Below are 17240 nucleotides of genomic sequence, written 5' to 3'. Positions count from 1 at the left end.
ACACCAGGGGTGGAGTGAGCCCCCGGCGCGGGCCGCGTGCCCGGCACGGAACCGGTCGGTCCGGTCCGCTCGTGGTAACCGCTGTCTTCCGCGCGGGCCGTTCTGTACGCGGAGTGCTCCGGCGCACTCGCTGCGTGGTGGGCGGGGCGAATGCCTCCGGACCGCGGCCGTTGGCCGGTTTCCGGTCCAGTCCAGGGGGGCATTGACTCCCTGGCGTGGGGGTGAAGGAGGTTCCGGGGGTGGCAACGGTGGTCGCACAGGAGGTACCCGCGTCGTCGAGCATGGCCGTACCGCACGGTCCATCGGGCGTACACAGGGCACGGCATCGGCTGCGGGACGAGCTGACCGGGCACGGAGTACCCGACCCGGTCATCGACGACGCGGTCCTCGTCCTTTCCGAACTGCTCAGCAACGCCTGTCGGCACGGCAGGCCGTTGCCCGAGGAGACGACGCGTCCGGGCGCGGAGGAGTTCGAGGAGGGTGACGTCCTCGCCGCCTGGGAGGTGACGCCCGGCGGTCGGCTGACCGTGCAGGTCACGGACGGCGGGGGTCCCACCCGGCCCGTTCCCTCGACCCCGTCGGTGAGCGCGCACGGTGGCCGTGGTCTCGGCATCGTGACGGCGCTCGCGGAGAAGTGGGGCGTCAGGGACGAACCGCACGGCGAGGTGACCGTGTGGGCCACGCTCTCTCCCGACGACCACCGCGCCGAGGACTTCGCGAGCCGCGTCACCGGCGCGACGGCCGTCCCGGGGCTGGCGGAACTGGGTCTCGACGAGACCGGTTTCGGGGACACGGAGCCAGAGACCACCGGGGGCGGCAGCGGGGGCCGCAGGGGAAAGAGCGGCGGTCTCAACGGCGGCAGCGGCTTCGGACGGGGCAAGGGCTTCGGGCGGGGCGGCGGTTTCGGTGGCTCCCCGTACGGGACACCGCGCTTCGGCGGAGCGAGCTGACCGTCGAGGGGGGCTGAGCGGGAGCGAAGGCGGGACCCCGCGAGCGCCGCAGACCGGGCCGAACCCTGAGCAGAGGTAAGTCGCGGGGGCAGGCGCGAGGAGGCAAGTCCTTCAGCAGGGCTGACGGCCACTCACCTGCACGGGCCACCCTCCTCGCCGCCCCGAACCAGCGCCGAGAAGCCCCCGCCCGCGCGGCCAGCCGCCCGCTGCCGCTACGTCCGACCCGTTCCCGCCCGCGCGAGCAGCCGGTGCGGTGCGCGACGAAGGAGAGGCAGCGGAAGCACCCGCCCCCTCCAGCGCGCCCCCTGCTCCCCACCCCGTGCCCGCTCGGGCACCATCCCCCCTTCTCCCTGCCCGAATCCCGACCGTCTTCGCGCGCCACCCGCCACCGCCGCGCACCACCAGCCGCACGGCGCCGCCCCGCATCAAAACCCCCTCCGCACGGACGTGCGGACCCGGCCCCCTCCCGGACCCCTCACCCACCCGAACGGCCGTCCACGGCGCCTCGCTCCCGCCCCCGCCTCCGTTCACCTGTTCGAGTGCGTCGGGACGCAAAGGCCCGAGACGTTAGGCTCGCCGCCGTACCTGCCGAGCCGTGACGGGAGAACACCGACGATGGCCAAGAAGCGCCCGCAGTCCAAGGGCAAGGCGAGCACCGCGTTCCCGGGCGGTGAGGTGCCGGTGGTCGGGGCACGGGAGCCCTGCCCGTGCGGTTCGGGCCGCCGGTACAAGGCGTGTCACGGGCGCGCCGCCGCGCAGGCGGCGACCGAGCTCGTCAGCCGCCCGTTCGAGGGCCTGCCCGGTGAGGCCGACTGGGTCGCGCTGCGCGAACTCGTGCCGGCCGCGACCGTTCCGCTCCACCTCGCGGACGGACTGCCCGAGGGCGTGCCCGCCGTGACCCTCGCGACCGTCCTGCCCATGGCCTGGCCCGCGCTGCGCCGTGAGGACGGCTCCGTCCTGCTCGGCCTCCAGAACGACACCGCCTCGGGCGACCTGAGCCGCGACCTCGCCGACACGCTGCGCCGCGCGCTCACGGCCGAGCCGGGCAACCCGGTCGAGGCGCGGCGCGCCCCGGTCGACGGGCCGCGCCTCCAGGACCTCCTGGATCTCGGCGCGCCCTTCGTTCCCGAGGTCCACGAGGGCTTCGCCTTCTGGCTGCCCGAGGGCGAGGCGCGGAACGCGTCCGCCGAGGTCACGGCGTCCCTGGAGCGCGCCGACGCGGCGGCGGTGCCGACCGTGCGACTGAGCGGTGTCGACGCCGCGTACTGGTGCGAGGTGCCGGAGAAGAACCATCTGCGGTGGGTCACGACCGTGCCCGAGGAGAAGCTGCTCGACGCGCTCGCACGGCTCCACGCCGCCGGTGAGTCCTCGCTCGGCGAGGGCACCCGGCTCGTCGGCTCCTTCCGCGCGCACGGGCTGACCGTGCCCGTCTGGGACCTGCCGAGCACGATGAGCGCGGCGGACACCGAGAAGCCCGCCGCCGCCTTCGCCGAGCGCCTCGACACGGCGCTCGCCGCGACGACGCCGCTCACCGCCGAGGAACGCCGTGCCCGCGCCGGTCTCACCAACCGCCAGGTCACGCTCAACTGAGGGATGACGCCGGACGCGCGCCGCGCACCCGCGTGAACGCCCGCGCACCCGCGTGAACCAGGTCACAGCCGGAGGCAGAGTCCGCTTGAGACCGCGCCCGAACGGATGAGATCGAATTTGCGAACCGGCGATCTCTTGTTACCGTTCAACTAGCCCGGTTGCTGGTGCATCCCCCGTCGCCAGCAACCGGGCCCTTTCATGTCCGGACGCGGGCGGCGGCGCGCGCTCCGTACGCGGGCGGCGGCGCGCGCAGCGAAACGCGCCCCCGCGTCCCCCGGATCGGCCTCATTCCCCGGCTGAGCCTTCCCCTGGCACGGCCCCGCCGACGCCGCTCGCCGTCTCGGCAGCGCTCCCCGGCTCGGTCCCTCCCCCGCCCCCGCGCTCAGAACTCCGGCGCGTTGACCCACGGCCGGGTGAGCGTCTCCACGACCGGCCCGAGCACCGTCTCCACCTCCGGCAGCCACGGACGCGCCGTCCCGCCCCCTGCACCCGGCCGCGCTCCCGCCGTCGCTGCCCCCGCCGCGTCCTCCCGCTCAGGCAGCGGTTCACGCGCCCAGCTCGTCGTCCCGGCCCCCGTGCGCGAGGGCGGCAGCACGAGGTAGCCGCCGCTGCCGTGGAAGCGCAGCGTGCCGGGGACGCTGTCCATCGCGTAGAGCAGCGCGCCGAGGCGGGCGAGGTCGTACGGGGCGACGAGCAGCGCCCAGCGTTCGGGGCCCGCGACGACGGGGCCGAGGCGCACCCCGGCGCGGTCGAGCGCCGTGAGCGCCGCCGGGCCCGCGGCGGCGGGCACGCTGAGCGCGCAGGGCGCCCCGCCCTCGCCCGTCGCGAGCAGGACGGGAGCCTCCGGGCGCTGCCGCCACCACCAGGCCACCATGCGCGGATCGGTCGTCGCGGCGAGCACGCCGGGTTCGAAGGGGTGCGCGCCCGGGCGGGCGCACAGCGGGTCGGGGCAGGCGCAGTGGGCGGCGGGACGCAGGGCGCGCGGGGCGCGGCGCGCGGGGCGGGTACCGGCGCCCGGCAGGACCGGCCATTTCCAGCACGTCGCGAAGAGCGCGGCGGCCTCGGGGTTGCCGGGGCCGTCCGTACGGCCCGGTCCTGAGCCGCGGTGCTTTCCGGGGACCTCACACATGCGCGCTCGTTCCTTTCCGTGGGACGCCGAGGAGCCACACCACTGCGGTGCGGATCGTCTGTCTGCCGTTCCCCGCGCCGGGAGCGTGCCTGCGGCGCGGGTGTTGCCTGCGGTGCCGGTGGTGCGTGCGGTGCCGGTGCTGTTCCGGGCGGGGGAGCGCGGCCCGGTCGCCGAGCGTGCGTGTGGTGCTGTCGTACGTGCGCCTGGTGCGGTCCGGCCCGAGGGCGGCCCCGCGCTGTCCGCGGTGCGCGCCGGCCGGAGTCGTACGTGGTCTCCGTCGTACGTGGTCTCTGTCGCGTGTCGCTGTCGTACGTGCGCGCCGGGCGGACGCGTACTCGCGCCGGGGCCCTTGGCCGGTGCGCGGGCTCCCCGCGGGCCGGTCGTGGTCCGGACCGGCGTGGTCCGGCCGGTGGTGGGCCCGCCCGCCCCGGCGGGCCCCAGCCCCGGTCGGCCAGGATTCCGGCGCGTCACGCCTGGCTCCCTGCCGTACCGCCCCGTTGTGCTGTCGTTCAGGACGCTTTCCGCGCGTCACCGGGTTCCGGCCCAACCCCCACTGGTCCGCAGCCCCACCACGTAAGTACCCCGAGCGACCTCGGTGACGCTCTCCGAGCGCCGTTCGCATTCCGGCGTCGCCGGAGGGCGAACTCCTCCAGTCGACCCCAGCCCCCTGTCCACACCTCTTTTTCCGGCCAACCTGGCACCGTGCGACGGAACACACGCCCCGCGACCACCCCGCGCCTGTGCCGTTGCCGGGGCCACGGACACCGGGAAACAGCACCGGACAATGCTGGACATGCCGTGACGTACCCGTGTAGATGTGAATCTCTCGCCCAGTCGCAGCACACTTTGGGGGTTTGCGATGCTGACGCGCCACCGGCACCTGTCAGAGAGCCGGACACCATGAGCACCCCACCCGCCCCGAAAGTGGCCGGAACCCACTCCCCGCAGCCCTCCTCCGCCGAGAATGCCGACGCCTCCGCCGACGCCTCGCTCCCCTCCCCCGCGAGCGCTCCCCGCGCCGGGGAGTCCCGGCCGGGCGGCGCCCCGGCCCGCGCGCCGCTCGCCCTCCAGGAGCGCCTCGCCTCCTGGCTGCTCGACCTCAGCACGCTCCACGAACTGAGCGAACGACTGCACCGCACCCGTACGACCGAGGACGCCCTCGGCGAACTCCTGCGCGCGGGCGCCACGTTGCTCGGCGCGGAACGCGGCCTCGTCCGCTTCACGCGCGCCTCGGCCCACCCCGCCCGCCTCCACGGTCTCGGCCTGGACCGCGGCGAACTCGGCCGTCTGGAGGCGCTGCCCGAGGAGTGCACCTCGCACGGCGCGCTGCTCGCGGCGGGCACCGGCGCGCCCGTGACCCGCAGGGACCTCCTCGCCGAACCCGGCCTCGACCCGCGCTGCGCCGCCGTGGCGCGGAGCCTGGGCTGCGCCGCCACGTACGCCGTGCCTCTCTGCGAGGCGGGCCGCGTCTTCGCCTCGGCGCTGTGGACCTTCCCCGAGCCGACCGCTCCCTCCTCCCGGCAGAGCCGCCTCCTCTCGCTCTACGCGCGCGAGGCCGCCGGCCACCTCCTGGTGCTCGGCGCGCGGGACGCGGCGGTACGGGAGGCGGCGGCCTTGCGCGCCCATCTCGGCCCCGGGACGCTGCCCCGTGTCCCCGGTGCGCGCCTCGCGGGCCGCTGGCTCGCCGGTCCCGGTGGCGCCGGAAGCTGGTACGAGGCGCTGACGCTGCCCGACGGGGGTTGCGGGCTCGCGGTGGGGACCGCGAGCGGCGATGGCCCCGAGGCGCTCGCCGCGGCGTCCCGGCTGCGCGGGGCGCTGCGCGCGTACGCCGTGCTCCAGGGCGAGGACCCGGCGGCGGTGCTCGCCGACCTCGAACTCGTCCTGCGCCTCAGCGAGCCGGGCCGCAGCGCGACCGCGCTCTACGCGCACCTCGGCCAGGACGGCAGACGGCTGCGCTTCGCGGGGGCCGGGCACGCGCCGCCGCTCCTGATCGGCCCGCGCCGCGTCGAGTACCTGGAGAGCACCGTCTCGGCGCCGCTCACGATGCTGAGCTGCTGGGAGGCGCCGAGCGTCGAGGTGCGGCCCGAGCCCGGCGAGTCGCTCGTGTGCTACACGGACGGGCTGCTGCGGGCCACGGGCGACACCGCCGACCGCGCCTTCGTCCGGCTGCACGCGGCGGCGGCGAGCACCCCGCTGCGGCTGCGGCGCGATCCGGGTGCACTCGCGGACCATCTCCTGGGGCGGCTGCTGCCGGAGCGGGCGCTGCCCACGGGCGAGGACCTGGCGCTCCTCGTGCTGACGTTCGACTGAGCCCCGGCCGGAACGGCGATGTTCCCCGTGGGACATCGCCGAGGGCCCTTCTTGCGATGTTTCACGTGAAACATCACGCCCTGTGCTGTTGTCCTGCTCACAGCCGTACCGCCGCCGCGTCGGGAGGAGCGGAGTCCGTACCGGAGTTGGGCCACGGCCCACCCCCGCGCGCCCCTCGCGCCCTCGCGCACGCCCTGGCCGACAGTGCGGACAACCGTACGATGGCTGAATCAGGCGTTCGTAAAGGAGACAGCCCATGCAGGACGGCGGACAGCAGGTTCCGAGCACCGAGGACGGGGCGGAGGGGGAGGCCATCGAGCAGCGCAAGAACGGTCTCTACCGCAATGTCTCGGACGAGCTGGCGGAGAGCATGCGGACCGGCTGGGCCGACACGGAGCTGCACGATCTGAAGCCGATCCCGCAGGCCGCGGAGACCGCCGCGCGGCGCGCACGGCTGTCGGCCGCCTTCCCCGGTGAGCGCCTCGTGATCCCCGCGGGCAACCTGAAGGTCCGCTCGAACGACACGGACTACCCCTTCCGCGCCTCGGTCGAGTACGCGTACCTCACCGGCGACCAGACGCAGGACGGCGTCCTCGTCCTGGAGCCGACCGCGAGCGGCCACGAGGCGACCGTCTACCTGCTGCCCCGCTCGAACCGTGAGAACGGCGAGTTCTGGCTCGACGGCCAGGGCGAGCTGTGGGTCGGCCGCCGGAACTCGCTCACCGAGTCCGAGAAGCTGCTCGGCCTCCCGGCGAAGGATGTCCGCGAGCTGGCCGGGGCGCTGCGCGAAGCGAGTGGCCCGGTACGGGTCGTGCGCGGCTACGACGCGGGCATCGAGGCCGCGCTCACCGACAAGGTGACGGGCGAGCGCGACGAGGAGCTGCGCGTCTTCCTCTCCGAGGCGCGGCTCGTCAAGGACGCCTTCGAGATCGGTGAGCTCCAGAAGGCCGTCGACTCCACCGTGCGCGGCTTCGAGGACGTCGTGAAGGTGCTCGACAAGGCGCGGGCGACCTCCGAGCGCTACATCGAGGGCACCTTCTTCCTCCGCGCCCGCGTCGAGGGCAACGACATCGGTTACGGCTCGATCTGCGCCGCCGGGCCGCACGCCACGACCCTGCACTGGGTCCGCAACGACGGCCCGGTCCGCCCCGGTGAGCTGCTGCTCCTCGACGCCGGGGTCGAGACGCACACCCTCTACACCGCCGACGTGACGCGCACACTGCCGATCGACGGCAGCTTCACCGCGCTCCAGCGCAAGATCTACGACGCGGTGTACGAGGCACAGGAGGCCGGGATCGCTGCCGTGCGCCCCGGCGCCAAGTACGCGGACTTCCACGAGGCCGCGCAGCGCGTGCTCGCCACCCGGCTCGTCGAGTGGAACATCCTCGAAGGCCCCGTCGACCGCGTGCTCGAACTGGGTCTCCAGCGTCGCTTCACGCTGCACGGCACCGGGCACATGCTCGGCCTCGACGTGCACGACTGCGCGGTGGCCCGCACCGAGACGTACAAGGACGGCGTCCTGGAGCCGGGCATGTGCCTGACGGTCGAGCCCGGCCTCTACTTCCAGGCCGACGACCTCACCGTGCCGGAGGAGTACCGGGGCATCGGCGTGCGGATCGAGGACGACCTCGTGGTCACGGAGGACGGCAACCGGAACCTGTCGGCCGCGCTGCCGCGCACGGCGGACGAGATCGAGGCGTGGATGGCGCGCGTCCAGGGCTGAGCCGCACACGGAGGTACGCGACGGGCCGGTCTCCCTGGGGGGCGCCGGCCCGTCGGCGCGACCCGAGCGGCCGTCGGTGGCCCGGTCAGGCGCCGTCTGGGCACGGCGGCGGGCAGCCACCGGCGTTCCCGGCGGGCCGCCGCCGATGCCGTCCCCCGGCAGGCCGCCGCCGATGACCCGTCAGGCCGGTCCGGCGTTTCCCGGCGGGCAGCCCACCGCCCTTCCCGTCAGGCCACCGCCAGCGGGGCGCCTTCGCGCCACTTCACGAGCTTGTCGAAGCGGACGACCGCGCCGCCGCGGCCCGCGCGGTTTCGGAACTGGGCGTGGTCGGAGAGTTCGCTGATGATGCCGAGCCCGCGGCCGTTCTCCGCCTCCAGGCGGGTGCGGCGCAGCGGGACCCCGCGGCGGCCGGGGAAGCCCGGCCCCGAGTCGCTCACCTCGACGTGACAGCGCTCCTCGTCGAGGCGCACCGTGACGCGGTACTTCGCGGTGCTCTCGCCGCCGTGCTCGACGGCGTTGGCGCACGCCTCGGTGAGCGCGAGGGAGAGGTCGAACGCGGTCTCGGGATCGACGCCGGCCGTGTCCATGGCACCGGCGAGCAGCTTCCGGGCGAGCGGGACGCTCGCGGCCTCGCGCCGCAGATGGAGTGACCACCAGATGCTCATGTTCCAGCCTCCTGTGCGCGGCTCGACATAGAAGTACGTATTGCCGTCAACCCCGCCTCTCAACCGCCCTCTTGACAGCATGAAGTCAGGGCAATACGGGGCGAACCACGTGAATCGGGCGGGAACTTCACGCCACTGTCGGCCACCCGTCCCCCGTCCCGGGGGTCCCACGCGTCACAGCCGTCGCGTGTCGGCCACCGGTCCCCCGCCCCGGGCGCCCCACCTGTCACGCCCGTCGCACGCCGGACGTTCCCATTCCCCCGTACCGCCGCCATCCCCGTCCAAGCAGACCTTCAGGACCTTGCGGACCTGCCCGCCCGCGCCGGGGACGGCGGTGGGATGATGGGGCCGCCATGGCTGCCCCCCACGTGTTCACGCGCGCCGGAGCCGCACTCCGGCTGCTGAGGGCCGCGGTGTTCACCGCGGTCTGCGTCGCGCTGTCCGCGCTGGGGCACTCCACGGCCTCGGGGGCCGGTGTTCCGCTGGGGAGCCTGGGCCTCGGCTTCCTCCTCGTCCTCCTCGTCGTCTGCCCGCTCGCGGGCCGGGAACGCTCCCTGCCCGGCATCGCCGCGCTGCTCGCCGCCGGACAGCTCGGCCTCCACGCCCTCTTCGGGCTCGGCCAGCAGGGCATGGCGATGGACGCGGCGAAGGACAGCGCCGCCGAACGCGCCGCGCGCCTCGTGTGCGGCGCCGGGGCCTCCTCGCTGAGTCCTCTGGAGGCGCACCACATCCTCGCGACCGCCGGCCTCGACGACCCGGCCGCGCACGCGCACTCCGGCATGGGCCTGCTGCCCTCGCTGCCGATGCTTCTCCTGCACCTGCTCGCTGCGCTCGTCGCGGGCTGGCTCCTGCGCCACGGCGAGCGGTCCCTCTTCGGGCTCCTGCGTCTGTCGGCGCAGTTGCTCGCGGCGGTCGCCGCCGGGGCGCGGCTGCGCGGCCTGCGGTGGGCGCTCGCTCTGGTACGGCTGCGGCTCGCGGTCCTCGCGCTGCTGCGGCGCCCGCGCGCCGGCCGCGGGGACGAGGAACGGCTGCCCCGGGACGGGGCCGTCCTGCGGCACTCGGTGACCAGGCGGGGCCCGCCGCGCGCGGGCCTGACTCTCGCCGCCTGACCACGACCGGCACACCCGCCGGGCCCGGTTCCGTCCGTGCCCCGGTGCCGCCGCGTCGTGCCGCCGCGCGCCCTTCGACGGGCGGGTGGCCACCTCACCGTTCCCCACTGCCGAAAGTGGAGTTTCGCCATGCACGCTTCGTACGACGAGACGTACGCGCCCACCACCGCCCCCGCCGGGCGCCGCCGTCGCGGTACCCGCCTCGCGGTCCTCGGCGCGGTCGCCGCCTCCGGGGTCCTCGTCCTCGCGGGCCCCGCCGCCGCGCACGTCAGCGTCGCCCCGCAGGGGACCGCCGCCAAGGGCGGCTACGCGACCGTCAACTTCAAGGTCCCCAACGAGCGCGACGACGCCTCGACCGTGAAGCTGGAGGTCAGCCTCCCGAGCGACCACCCGCTCGCCTCCGTGCAGCCGCAGCCGGTCCCCGGCTGGACCGTCAAGGTCACCGAGGCGAAGCTCGACAAGCCGGTCGAGATGCACGGCGAGAAGGTCACCGAGGCCCCGACGAAGATCACCTGGACCGCTGAGGGCAAGGGCGTCGAGCCCGGTCAGTTCCAGCAGTTCCCGCTCTCGGTCGGGCCTCTGCCCGAGGACGCGGACCAGCTCGTCTTCAAGGCCCTCCAGACGTACTCCGACAAGGAGGTCGTCCGGTGGATCGAGGAGCCGAAGAGCGACGGCAGCGAGCCGGACGACCCCGCGCCCGTGCTCGCGTTGAGCGCCGCGGCCGAGGACGCGCACGGCGCCGCGGGCGGCACGGCGACCAGCGGCACGGACGCCAAGGGCAAGAGCGACGGCGCTCACGACGAGACGGCCACGGCCTCCTCCGACAGCGACAGCGGTTCGTCCGACACCACCGCGCGGGTCCTCGCCGTCGTCGGCATCGTCGTCGGCGCTGCCGGGGTGGCCTTCGGGGTGCTCGCGGGCCGCCGCCGCACCACCGCCACCGACTGACGCACCGCGGGCGGGGCGCTCCCCGGGGCGCCCCGCCCCTCCACCCCCTTTCTCCTCACCTCAGGACTCCGCACATGCGCACCACCAGCACCACCCGTCTCCGCCGTTCGACGCTTCTGGCCGCCTCGTTCGCCACCGCCGCCGCGCTCACCCTCGGCGCCTGCGGCGGCAGCGACGACGACAAGAAGAACGACGCCGCCGTCCTCGACGTCTCGGCCGCCCCGGACTCGCAGAAGGCGGCGACCGTGCTCGACCAGCCCTTCACGAAGCCGGACCTCGTCCTCACCGACACGACGGGCGAGAAGTTCGACCTGCGGGAGCGGACGGCGGGCAAGCCGACGCTCGTCTACTTCGGTTACACCAACTGCCCCGACGTCTGTCCGCTCACCATGAGCAACATCGCCATCGCCGCGAAGAAGCTGCCCGCCGCCGAGCGCGCCAAGCTCCAGGTCGTCTTCATCACGACCGACCCGAAGCGCGACACCCCGAAGGCGCTCGGCTCCTGGCTCAAGGGCCAGGACCCCGACTTCATCGGCCTCACCGGCGACTTCGACGCGATCCAGGCGGGCGCGCGCCGGCTCGGCATCAGCGTCGAGCCCGCGCACAAGGACAAGAACGGCAAGACCGTCTCGACCCACGGCACCCAGGTCGTCGCCTTCTCGCCGAAGACCGACAAGGGCTACGTCCTGTACGGCGAGCAGGCGACCGCCGACGACTACACCAAGGACCTGCCCCGGCTCGTCGAGGGACGCAAGCCGTGACGGCCCGGGCACGGGTACGCGACCCGCGCGGCACCTCGGCCGCAGGCGGGCCCGGCGGCACCTCGGCGGCAGGCGGCCCGCGCGAGGCCTCCGGGACGCCGGGCGCGCGGGTGGCGCGTGGACGGGGCGTGCGGGGGCGTGCGGAACTGCTCGCGCTCCTCGCGGGCGGCCTCGCCCTGACCCTCACCGCCTGCGGCGGCGACAGCGGCGGCGACGACGCGAAGCCCGCGCCGAAGGTCAGCGGGGGCTACGTGCCGCAGCCGGTCGGCCACGACATGGCCGCGGGTTTCTTCGTCGTCACCAACAAGGGCGGCGCCGACCGCCTCACCTCCGTGACCAGTCCGCTCGCCGAGGAGGTGACCCTGCACAGCACCGAGAACGGCCAGATGCGCGAGCAGGACTCCTTCGCGGTCCCCGCGCACGGCCGCCTCGACTTCGCGCGCGGCGGCAACCACCTCATGTTCGAGGGGCTCCGGCACACGCCGAAGCGCGGGGAGACCGTGACGGTCACCCTGCACTTCGCCACGTCCGGCGCCGTCAAGGCCGTCCTGCCGGTGAAGGAGACGACCTACCAGCCGCCCTCGGCGGGAGAGACGCAGGACAAGCAGTGAGGAGCACCCGATGCGCAGCCCCGCACCACTCGCTCTGAGCACCGCCCGCACCCCGGGGGCCGGTCGCGCCCCCGGGGGCGGCCGGCCCGGTGCGGGCCGCCGCCGTGCCCCCGGTGGCCGCAGGCTCGCCCTCCTCCTCGCGAGCCTCGCCGCGGCGCTGCTCGCGGTGCTCGCGGGGGCCGCGCCCGCCTCGGCGCACGCGGCGCTCGTCGACAGCGACCCGAAGCAGGGCGCGGTGCTCGACACCGCGCCCGAGCGCGTCGTGCTCGACTTCTCGGAGAAGATCGGCGTCTCCGACGACGCGGTCCGCGTTCTCGACCCCTCGGGCGAGCGCGTCGACACCGGCAGGCTCACCGAGCTGAGCAGCGGTTCCCGTGCCCGCTACGCGGTGAAGCTGCACGCCGGCCTCCCCGACGGCACCTTCACCGTCGCCTACCAGGTCGTCTCCGCCGACAGCCACCCCGTCGCCGGTGCCTTCACCTTCTCGATCGGCGCGCCCTCCAAGACGAGCGCGGTCGTCCCCGAGACCGAGGCGGGCGGCGGGCTCGTCGGCTTCCTCTACGACGTGGGGCGGTACGTCGCGTACGCGGGCTTCGTCGTCCTCGTCGGCGGCGCGGCCTTCGTCCTCGGCTGCTGGCCGCGCGGGACCCGGCTGCGGGCCCTGCAACGCCTCGTCGTGAGCGGCTGGGCCGCGCTCACCGCCGCGACCCTCGCACTGCTCCTGCTGCGCGGCGCGTACACGGGCTCGGGGGAGTTCGCCGACGTCTTCGACCTCGGCGCGCTCGGCGACGTGCTCCAGACGAAGCCCGGCGCCGCCCTCGTCTCGCGGCTGCTCCTGCTCGCCGTCGCCGCGCTCTTCATCGCCGTGCTCTTCGGCGCGTACGCGCGGCGGGAGGACGCGGCCGAGCGCCGCGACCTCGGCTTCGGGCTCGCGATCGGCGGTCCCGTCGTCGCGCTCGGCCTCGCCTCGACCTGGGCGCTCGCCGAGCACGCCTCGGCCGGGCTCCAGACCTCCGTCGCGATGCCCGTCGACATCCTGCACCTGCTCGCGGTGGCGGCCTGGCTCGGCGGACTCGCCGCCCTGCTCGTCGCCCTCTACCGCGATCCCTCCGTCGAGTCCGCGGCCGTCCACCGCTTCTCACGGCTCGCCTTCACGAGCGTCGTCGTCCTCGTCGGCACCGGGATCTATCAGTCCTGGCGTCAGGTCGGCACCTGGTCGGCGCTCACCGACACCTCCTACGGGCGCCTCCTCCTCGTGAAGGTGGGGCTCGTCGTCGTCCTCGTCGCCGTCGCCTTCTTCTCCCGCCGCTGGACGAACCGCCTCCCGGCAGGCGGGGAGTCGGCGGCGCAGGCGGCGGGGAAGCGGGTTCCCGCCGCGCGGAAGGCGGAGCCGAAGCGTACGAAGAAGGCCGTCGCACGGGAAGGAGGCGGCGGTGGCAAGGCCGCCGAGGGCGGGGACGCCCCCGATCCCGTGCGGGCCGCCCAGCTCGCGCGGCAGCGGGCGGCCGTCCGCGTCGCGAAGGAGAAGCGGACCAGGGACGCCGATCCGCTCCGCTCCGGGCTGCGCCGCTCCGTACTGTGGGAGGCCGGGATCGCGGTCGTCCTGCTCGGCGTCACGACCGTCCTCACCACGACCGAGCCGGCCCGTACCGAGGAACAGGTCGCCGCGGCGAAGAGCGCGAGCGGGGCCACGAGCGGCGCGCCCGTCTCCGTGAAACTCCCCTTCGACACCGGCGGGTCGAACGGCAAGGGCACCGTCCAGCTCGACATCGACCCGGGCCGCCCGGGGGCCAACGCCGTGCACGTCTACATCGAGCGCCCGGGCGGCGCGCCCTTCGACGTGCCCGAGGTCCGCCTCTCGCTCACGCTCCCCGAGAAGAACCTCGGCCCGATCGCGGTCCGCCCGCAGCACCTGGCGGCCGGGCACTGGAGCGCGTCCGGGGTGCAGATCCCGATGGCGGGCGACTGGCAGCTCGGCGTCACCATCCGCACCTCCGACATCGACCAGGTCACCGTCGACAAGACCGTCCGCGTCGGCTGAGACCCCGGGCGCACGCACAGCCGCCCCGGCGGCGCGCGCCGTACCGCACCGAAAGCACGGAAGCACGGAAGCACCATGACAGACCGCATCCCGTCCCAGGACCGGACCACCACCGGCCGGACGGCCGCCACGTCCCGGGCCGCCGAGGACCGTACGGCCCCGGAGCACCCCGCGGGCGTCAGCCGGCGCGCGCTGCTCGGCACCGCCGGAGCCACCGGGCTCGCCCTGGGAGCCGTCGGTGGCGGCGTGGGGTACGCCCTCGCGCCGGGGGAGGACGAGGGGCCGACGGAGGCGCTCACCCGGCTAGGCGCCCGCCGCGCGGTGTTCCACGGGCGGCACCAGCCAGGGATCACCACCCCGCTCCAGGCCAAGGGCCACCTCCTCGCCTTCGACCTGCTCGCGGGGAAGGGCAGGCGCGAGGCGGCGAACCTCCTGCGGCGCTGGTCGGAGACGGCCGGGCGGCTCATGGCGGGCGAGCCGGTCGCGGCGGACGGGCACGACACGGGTGTCGCGCTCGACGCCGGGCCCGCCTCGCTCACGGTCACCTTCGGCTTCGGGCACAGCTTCTTCGGCCGTACCGGGCTGGAGAAGCGGCGGCCCGAAGCCCTCGCGCCGCTGCCGCAGTTCTCCTCGGACCACCTCGACCCGAAGCGCGGCAACGGCGATCTGTGGGTGCAGGTCGGCGCCGACGACGCGCTCGTCGCCTTCCACGCGCTGCGCGCGCTCCAGAAGGACGCGCGGGGGACGGCGCGGGTGCGCTGGCAGATGAACGGCTTCAACCGTTCCCCGGGCGCGACCGCGAGCCCCCGGACCGCGCGGAACCTCATGGGGCAGCTCGACGGGACGGGCAATCCGAAGGAGAGCGACAAGGACTTCGCCCAGCGCGTCTTCGTGGGACCCGAGGACGGTCCGGAGTGGATGGCGAACGGCTCGTACGTCGTCATGCGCCGTATCCGCATGTTGCTCGACGACTGGGAGGGGCTCGGGCTCGCGGAGCAGGAGAAGGTCATCGGCCGCCGGAAATCCACCGGCGCCCCGCTCACCGGGGGCGGGGAACACACCGCACCGGAACTCGACGCGACGGACGGGAACGGCGATCTCGTCATTCCGCTCAACGCCCACGCCCGCATCACCCGCCCCGACCAGAACGGCGGGGCCGCGATGCTGCGCCGTCCGTTCTCGTACCACGACGGCATCGACGCGGACGGCGTCCCGGACGCGGGGCTCCTCTTCCTGTGCTGGCAGGCGGACCCGCTGCGGGGTTTCGTCCCGGTGCAGCGCAAGCTCGACCGCGGCGACGCGCTCTCCGAGTACATCCGCCACGAGGCGAGCGGGCTCTACGCGGTGCCGGGAGGCGCGAGGGAGGGCGAGTACGTGGGGCAGAGGCTGCTGGAGGGCTGACCTCCCGCCCTCGCCATCTCGTCGGACAAGATGAGGAAGTTGTCCACAGAGTTATCCACAGGCAGGCGCCCGAACCTGGGGACAAGTCGACAGACGCGCCCGACATGGTCGATAAATCGCCCTAGAGACCTCTACGACCGCCCCGTCCGTCCACAGTCATTTCTGGGCCGCTCCGGCCGGTTCACCGCCATTCGACGGCACTTTCCCCTTGATCGACTCTATGGGAACGAGAATTTCCACCCGAAAGGGGTCGCCTAGAAGGTTTCGAAAGGGAAATCCACGGAACGAACGACTGGATTCGGAACCTCGCATTCCGACATCCACAGCGACCATCCGCAGCCTGTGGATAACTTTTCGGGAACGCGCGCCCCTGTGGACAACTCCGCCCCGTACCGCCCCCGGAGGGCCTTCCCGTACGGCCCGACCGGGCGCCCCGCGCCATTTCGCGATCTCCGCGACCGTACGCCCACCAGCGCGACCCACCGAGGGGAATGCGGAATGAGCCGCGACGGCATTCCGGCAAATCACCCATTTCGCCCTTACTGCTCCAGTGGGCCGCCGAAATGATCACGCCCCCGAGCCGATGCGTCCCCCCGGAGCCGAGGCGCCCCCGAATCCCGGTCGAGCCGAGGACCGCCGCCCCGGTAGCCTGGCTCTGTGATTGACCTTCGCCTGCTTCGTGAGGACCCCGACCGTGTGCGCGCTTCGCAGCGTGCCCGAGGAGAGGACGTCGGGCTCGTCGACTCCCTCCTCTCCGCCGACGAGCGCCGCCGCTCCTCCGGGGTCCGCTTCGACGAACTGCGCGCCGAGCAGAAGCAGCTCGGCAAGCTCATCCCCAAGGCACAGGGGGACGAGAAGCAGGAACTGCTGAAGCGGACGGGCGAGCTGGCCGCCGCCGTCAAGGCCGCCGACGCCGAGCAGAGCGACGCCGCCGCGCAGACGCAGGACCTCCTGCGCCGCCTCGGCAACCTCGTCCACCCCGACGTCCCCGTCGGCGGCGAGGAGGACTTCGCCCTCCTGGAGACGCACGGCACGATCCGCGACTTCGAGGCCGAGGGCTTCGCGCCCAAGGACCACCTGGAGCTCGGCCACCTGCTCGGCGCGATCGACGTGGAGCGCGCCGCGAAGGTCTCGGGTTCGCGCTTCTACTACCTCAGCGGCGTCGGCGCGCTCCTCGAACTCGCCCTCGTCAACGCGGCGATCGCCCAGGCCACCGCCGCCGGTTTCACGCCGATGCTCACGCCCGCGCTCGTGCGCCCGCAGGCGATGGACGGTACCGGCTTCCTCGGCCAGGCCGGGCAGGACGTCTACCACCTCAAGGACGACGACCTGTACCTCGTCGGCACCTCCGAGGTGGCCCTCGCCGGCTACCACATGGACGAGATCATCGAGGCGGACCGGCTGCCCCTGCGGTACGCGGGCTTCTCGCCCTGCTTCCGCCGCGAGGCCGGCTCGCACGGCAAGGACACGCGCGGCATCTTCCGCGTCCACCAGTTCGACAAGGTGGAGATGTTCTCGTACGTCGCCCCCGAGGACTCCGAGGCGGAGCACCGGCGGCTCCTCGACTGGGAGAAGCAGTGGCTGACCTCGCTCGGGCTGCCGTTCCGCGTCATCGACGTCGCCACCGGTGACCTCGGTTCCTCCGCGGCGCGGAAGTTCGACTGCGAGGCGTGGATTCCCACGCAGGGCAAGTACCGTGAGCTGACCTCGACCTCGGACTGCACCGAGTTCCAGGCGCGGCGCCTGTCCATCCGGATGCGCGACGGCAAGAAGACCCGCCCGCTCGCCACCCTCAACGGCACGCTGTGCGCCGTCCCGCGCACGATCGTCGCGCTCCTGGAGAACCACCAGCAGGCGGACGGCTCGGTGCGGGTGCCGGAGGTGCTGCGGCCGTACCTGGGCGGCCGCGAGGTCCTGGAGCCGGTCGCCCCGGCCCACGCCAAGTGAGCGCCGAGTCCGTTCGTACGGGGGACGGGACGCCCCTCGTGACGGGCGGGGTGCC

Annotated in this window: 13 protein-coding genes; 11 read left to right on the top strand and 2 right to left on the bottom strand. The window is 74.2% G+C overall.

Features of this window, described 5'->3' with window-relative positions:
• The first annotated feature begins 239 nt into the window (after positions 1-239).
• Entirely contained in the window at positions 240-950 is a 711-nt protein-coding gene (locus IF99_RS0110645; protein ID WP_030996152.1) for an ATP-binding protein, read from the top strand.
• A gap of 615 nt (positions 951-1565) precedes the next feature.
• Positions 1566-2540 carry a DUF5926 family protein gene (locus tag IF99_RS0110640; RefSeq protein ID WP_030996151.1) on the top strand — a complete coding sequence of 325 codons (975 nt, stop codon included), beginning with the start codon at positions 1566-1568 and terminating at the stop codon, positions 2538-2540.
• 382 nt (positions 2541-2922) lie between these two features.
• On the opposite strand, the gene IF99_RS0110635 is transcribed toward IF99_RS0110640, so the two are convergent.
• Entirely contained in the window at positions 2923-3669 is a 747-nt protein-coding gene (locus IF99_RS0110635) for a bifunctional DNA primase/polymerase (RefSeq protein ID WP_030996150.1), read from the bottom strand.
• Between the two features lie 900 nt (positions 3670-4569).
• Between IF99_RS0110635 and IF99_RS0110630 the strand changes: the two genes are divergently transcribed.
• Both IF99_RS0110630 and IF99_RS0110625 read left to right on the top strand, forming a co-directional pair.
• Entirely contained in the window at positions 4570-5979 is a 1410-nt protein-coding gene (locus IF99_RS0110630) for a PP2C family protein-serine/threonine phosphatase (protein ID WP_030996149.1), read from the top strand.
• Between the two features lie 256 nt (positions 5980-6235).
• Positions 6236-7702: an aminopeptidase P family protein gene (locus IF99_RS0110625; RefSeq protein ID WP_030996148.1), complete on the top strand. Its 1467-nt coding sequence runs from the start codon at positions 6236-6238 to the stop codon at positions 7700-7702.
• 227 nt (positions 7703-7929) lie between these two features.
• Here the strand turns inward: IF99_RS0110625 and IF99_RS0110620 are convergent, their stop codons facing one another.
• Positions 7930-8367 (bottom strand): ATP-binding protein, encoded by a 438-nt coding sequence (locus IF99_RS0110620; protein ID WP_030996147.1) that lies wholly within the window; start codon positions 8365-8367, stop codon positions 7930-7932.
• A 353-nt stretch (positions 8368-8720) separates the two neighbouring features.
• On the opposite strand from IF99_RS0110620, the gene IF99_RS0110615 reads away from it, so the two are divergent.
• The 7 genes from IF99_RS0110615 (at position 8721) to serS (ending at position 17185) form a co-directional block, all read left to right on the top strand.
• Entirely contained in the window at positions 8721-9476 is a 756-nt protein-coding gene (locus IF99_RS0110615) for a hypothetical protein (protein WP_030996146.1), read from the top strand.
• Positions 9477-9605: 129 nt separating this feature from the next.
• The gene (locus tag IF99_RS0110610; protein WP_030996145.1) at positions 9606-10424 is read left to right on the top strand and encodes a YcnI family protein; all 819 of its coding nucleotides are present in this window, start codon (positions 9606-9608) and stop codon (positions 10422-10424) included.
• A gap of 74 nt (positions 10425-10498) precedes the next feature.
• Complete coding sequence (locus tag IF99_RS0110605; RefSeq protein ID WP_030996144.1) at positions 10499-11185, top strand: SCO family protein; 687 nt, start codon at positions 10499-10501, stop codon at positions 11183-11185.
• A 128-nt stretch (positions 11186-11313) separates the two neighbouring features.
• Entirely contained in the window at positions 11314-11796 is a 483-nt protein-coding gene (locus tag IF99_RS0110600) for a copper chaperone PCu(A)C (protein ID WP_037826729.1), read from the top strand.
• 10 nt (positions 11797-11806) lie between these two features.
• Complete coding sequence (locus IF99_RS0110595; RefSeq protein ID WP_234340646.1) at positions 11807-13837, top strand: copper resistance CopC/CopD family protein; 2031 nt, start codon at positions 11807-11809, stop codon at positions 13835-13837.
• A 75-nt stretch (positions 13838-13912) separates the two neighbouring features.
• Positions 13913-15238 carry an iron uptake transporter deferrochelatase/peroxidase subunit gene (gene efeB / locus IF99_RS0110590; RefSeq protein ID WP_030996141.1) on the top strand — a complete coding sequence of 442 codons (1326 nt, stop codon included), beginning with the start codon at positions 13913-13915 and terminating at the stop codon, positions 15236-15238.
• 657 nt (positions 15239-15895) lie between these two features.
• Positions 15896-17185 (top strand): serine--tRNA ligase, encoded by a 1290-nt coding sequence (gene serS / locus IF99_RS0110585; RefSeq protein ID WP_078655046.1) that lies wholly within the window; start codon positions 15896-15898, stop codon positions 17183-17185.
• The last annotated feature ends 55 nt before the right edge of the window (positions 17186-17240 follow it).

This window comes from Streptomyces sp. NRRL F-5630 (assembly GCF_000719475.1).
Taxonomy (GTDB): domain Bacteria; phylum Actinomycetota; class Actinomycetes; order Streptomycetales; family Streptomycetaceae; genus Streptomyces.
Note: the sequence above shows the minus strand (reverse complement) of the source record. Positions and strands in the feature narration are given on the sequence as shown.

Bases quoted from the DNA above. Each gene is read 5' to 3' on its own strand.
- IF99_RS0110640 (WP_030996151.1), top strand. From the start codon at position 1,566: ATGGCCAAGAAGCGCCCGCAGTCCAAGGGCAAGGCGAGCACCGCGTTC.
- IF99_RS0110635 (WP_030996150.1), bottom strand. From the start codon at position 3,669: ATGTGTGAGGTCCCCGGAAAGCACCGCGGCTCAGGACCGGGCCGTACG.
- IF99_RS0110630 (WP_030996149.1), top strand. From the start codon at position 4,570: ATGAGCACCCCACCCGCCCCGAAAGTGGCCGGAACCCACTCCCCGCAG.
- IF99_RS0110625 (WP_030996148.1), top strand. From the start codon at position 6,236: ATGCAGGACGGCGGACAGCAGGTTCCGAGCACCGAGGACGGGGCGGAG.
- IF99_RS0110620 (WP_030996147.1), bottom strand. From the start codon at position 8,367: ATGAGCATCTGGTGGTCACTCCATCTGCGGCGCGAGGCCGCGAGCGTC.
- IF99_RS0110615 (WP_030996146.1), top strand. From the start codon at position 8,721: ATGGCTGCCCCCCACGTGTTCACGCGCGCCGGAGCCGCACTCCGGCTG.
- IF99_RS0110610 (WP_030996145.1), top strand. From the start codon at position 9,606: ATGCACGCTTCGTACGACGAGACGTACGCGCCCACCACCGCCCCCGCC.
- IF99_RS0110605 (WP_030996144.1), top strand. From the start codon at position 10,499: ATGCGCACCACCAGCACCACCCGTCTCCGCCGTTCGACGCTTCTGGCC.
- IF99_RS0110595 (WP_234340646.1), top strand. From the start codon at position 11,807: ATGCGCAGCCCCGCACCACTCGCTCTGAGCACCGCCCGCACCCCGGGG.
- efeB (WP_030996141.1), top strand. From the start codon at position 13,913: ATGACAGACCGCATCCCGTCCCAGGACCGGACCACCACCGGCCGGACG.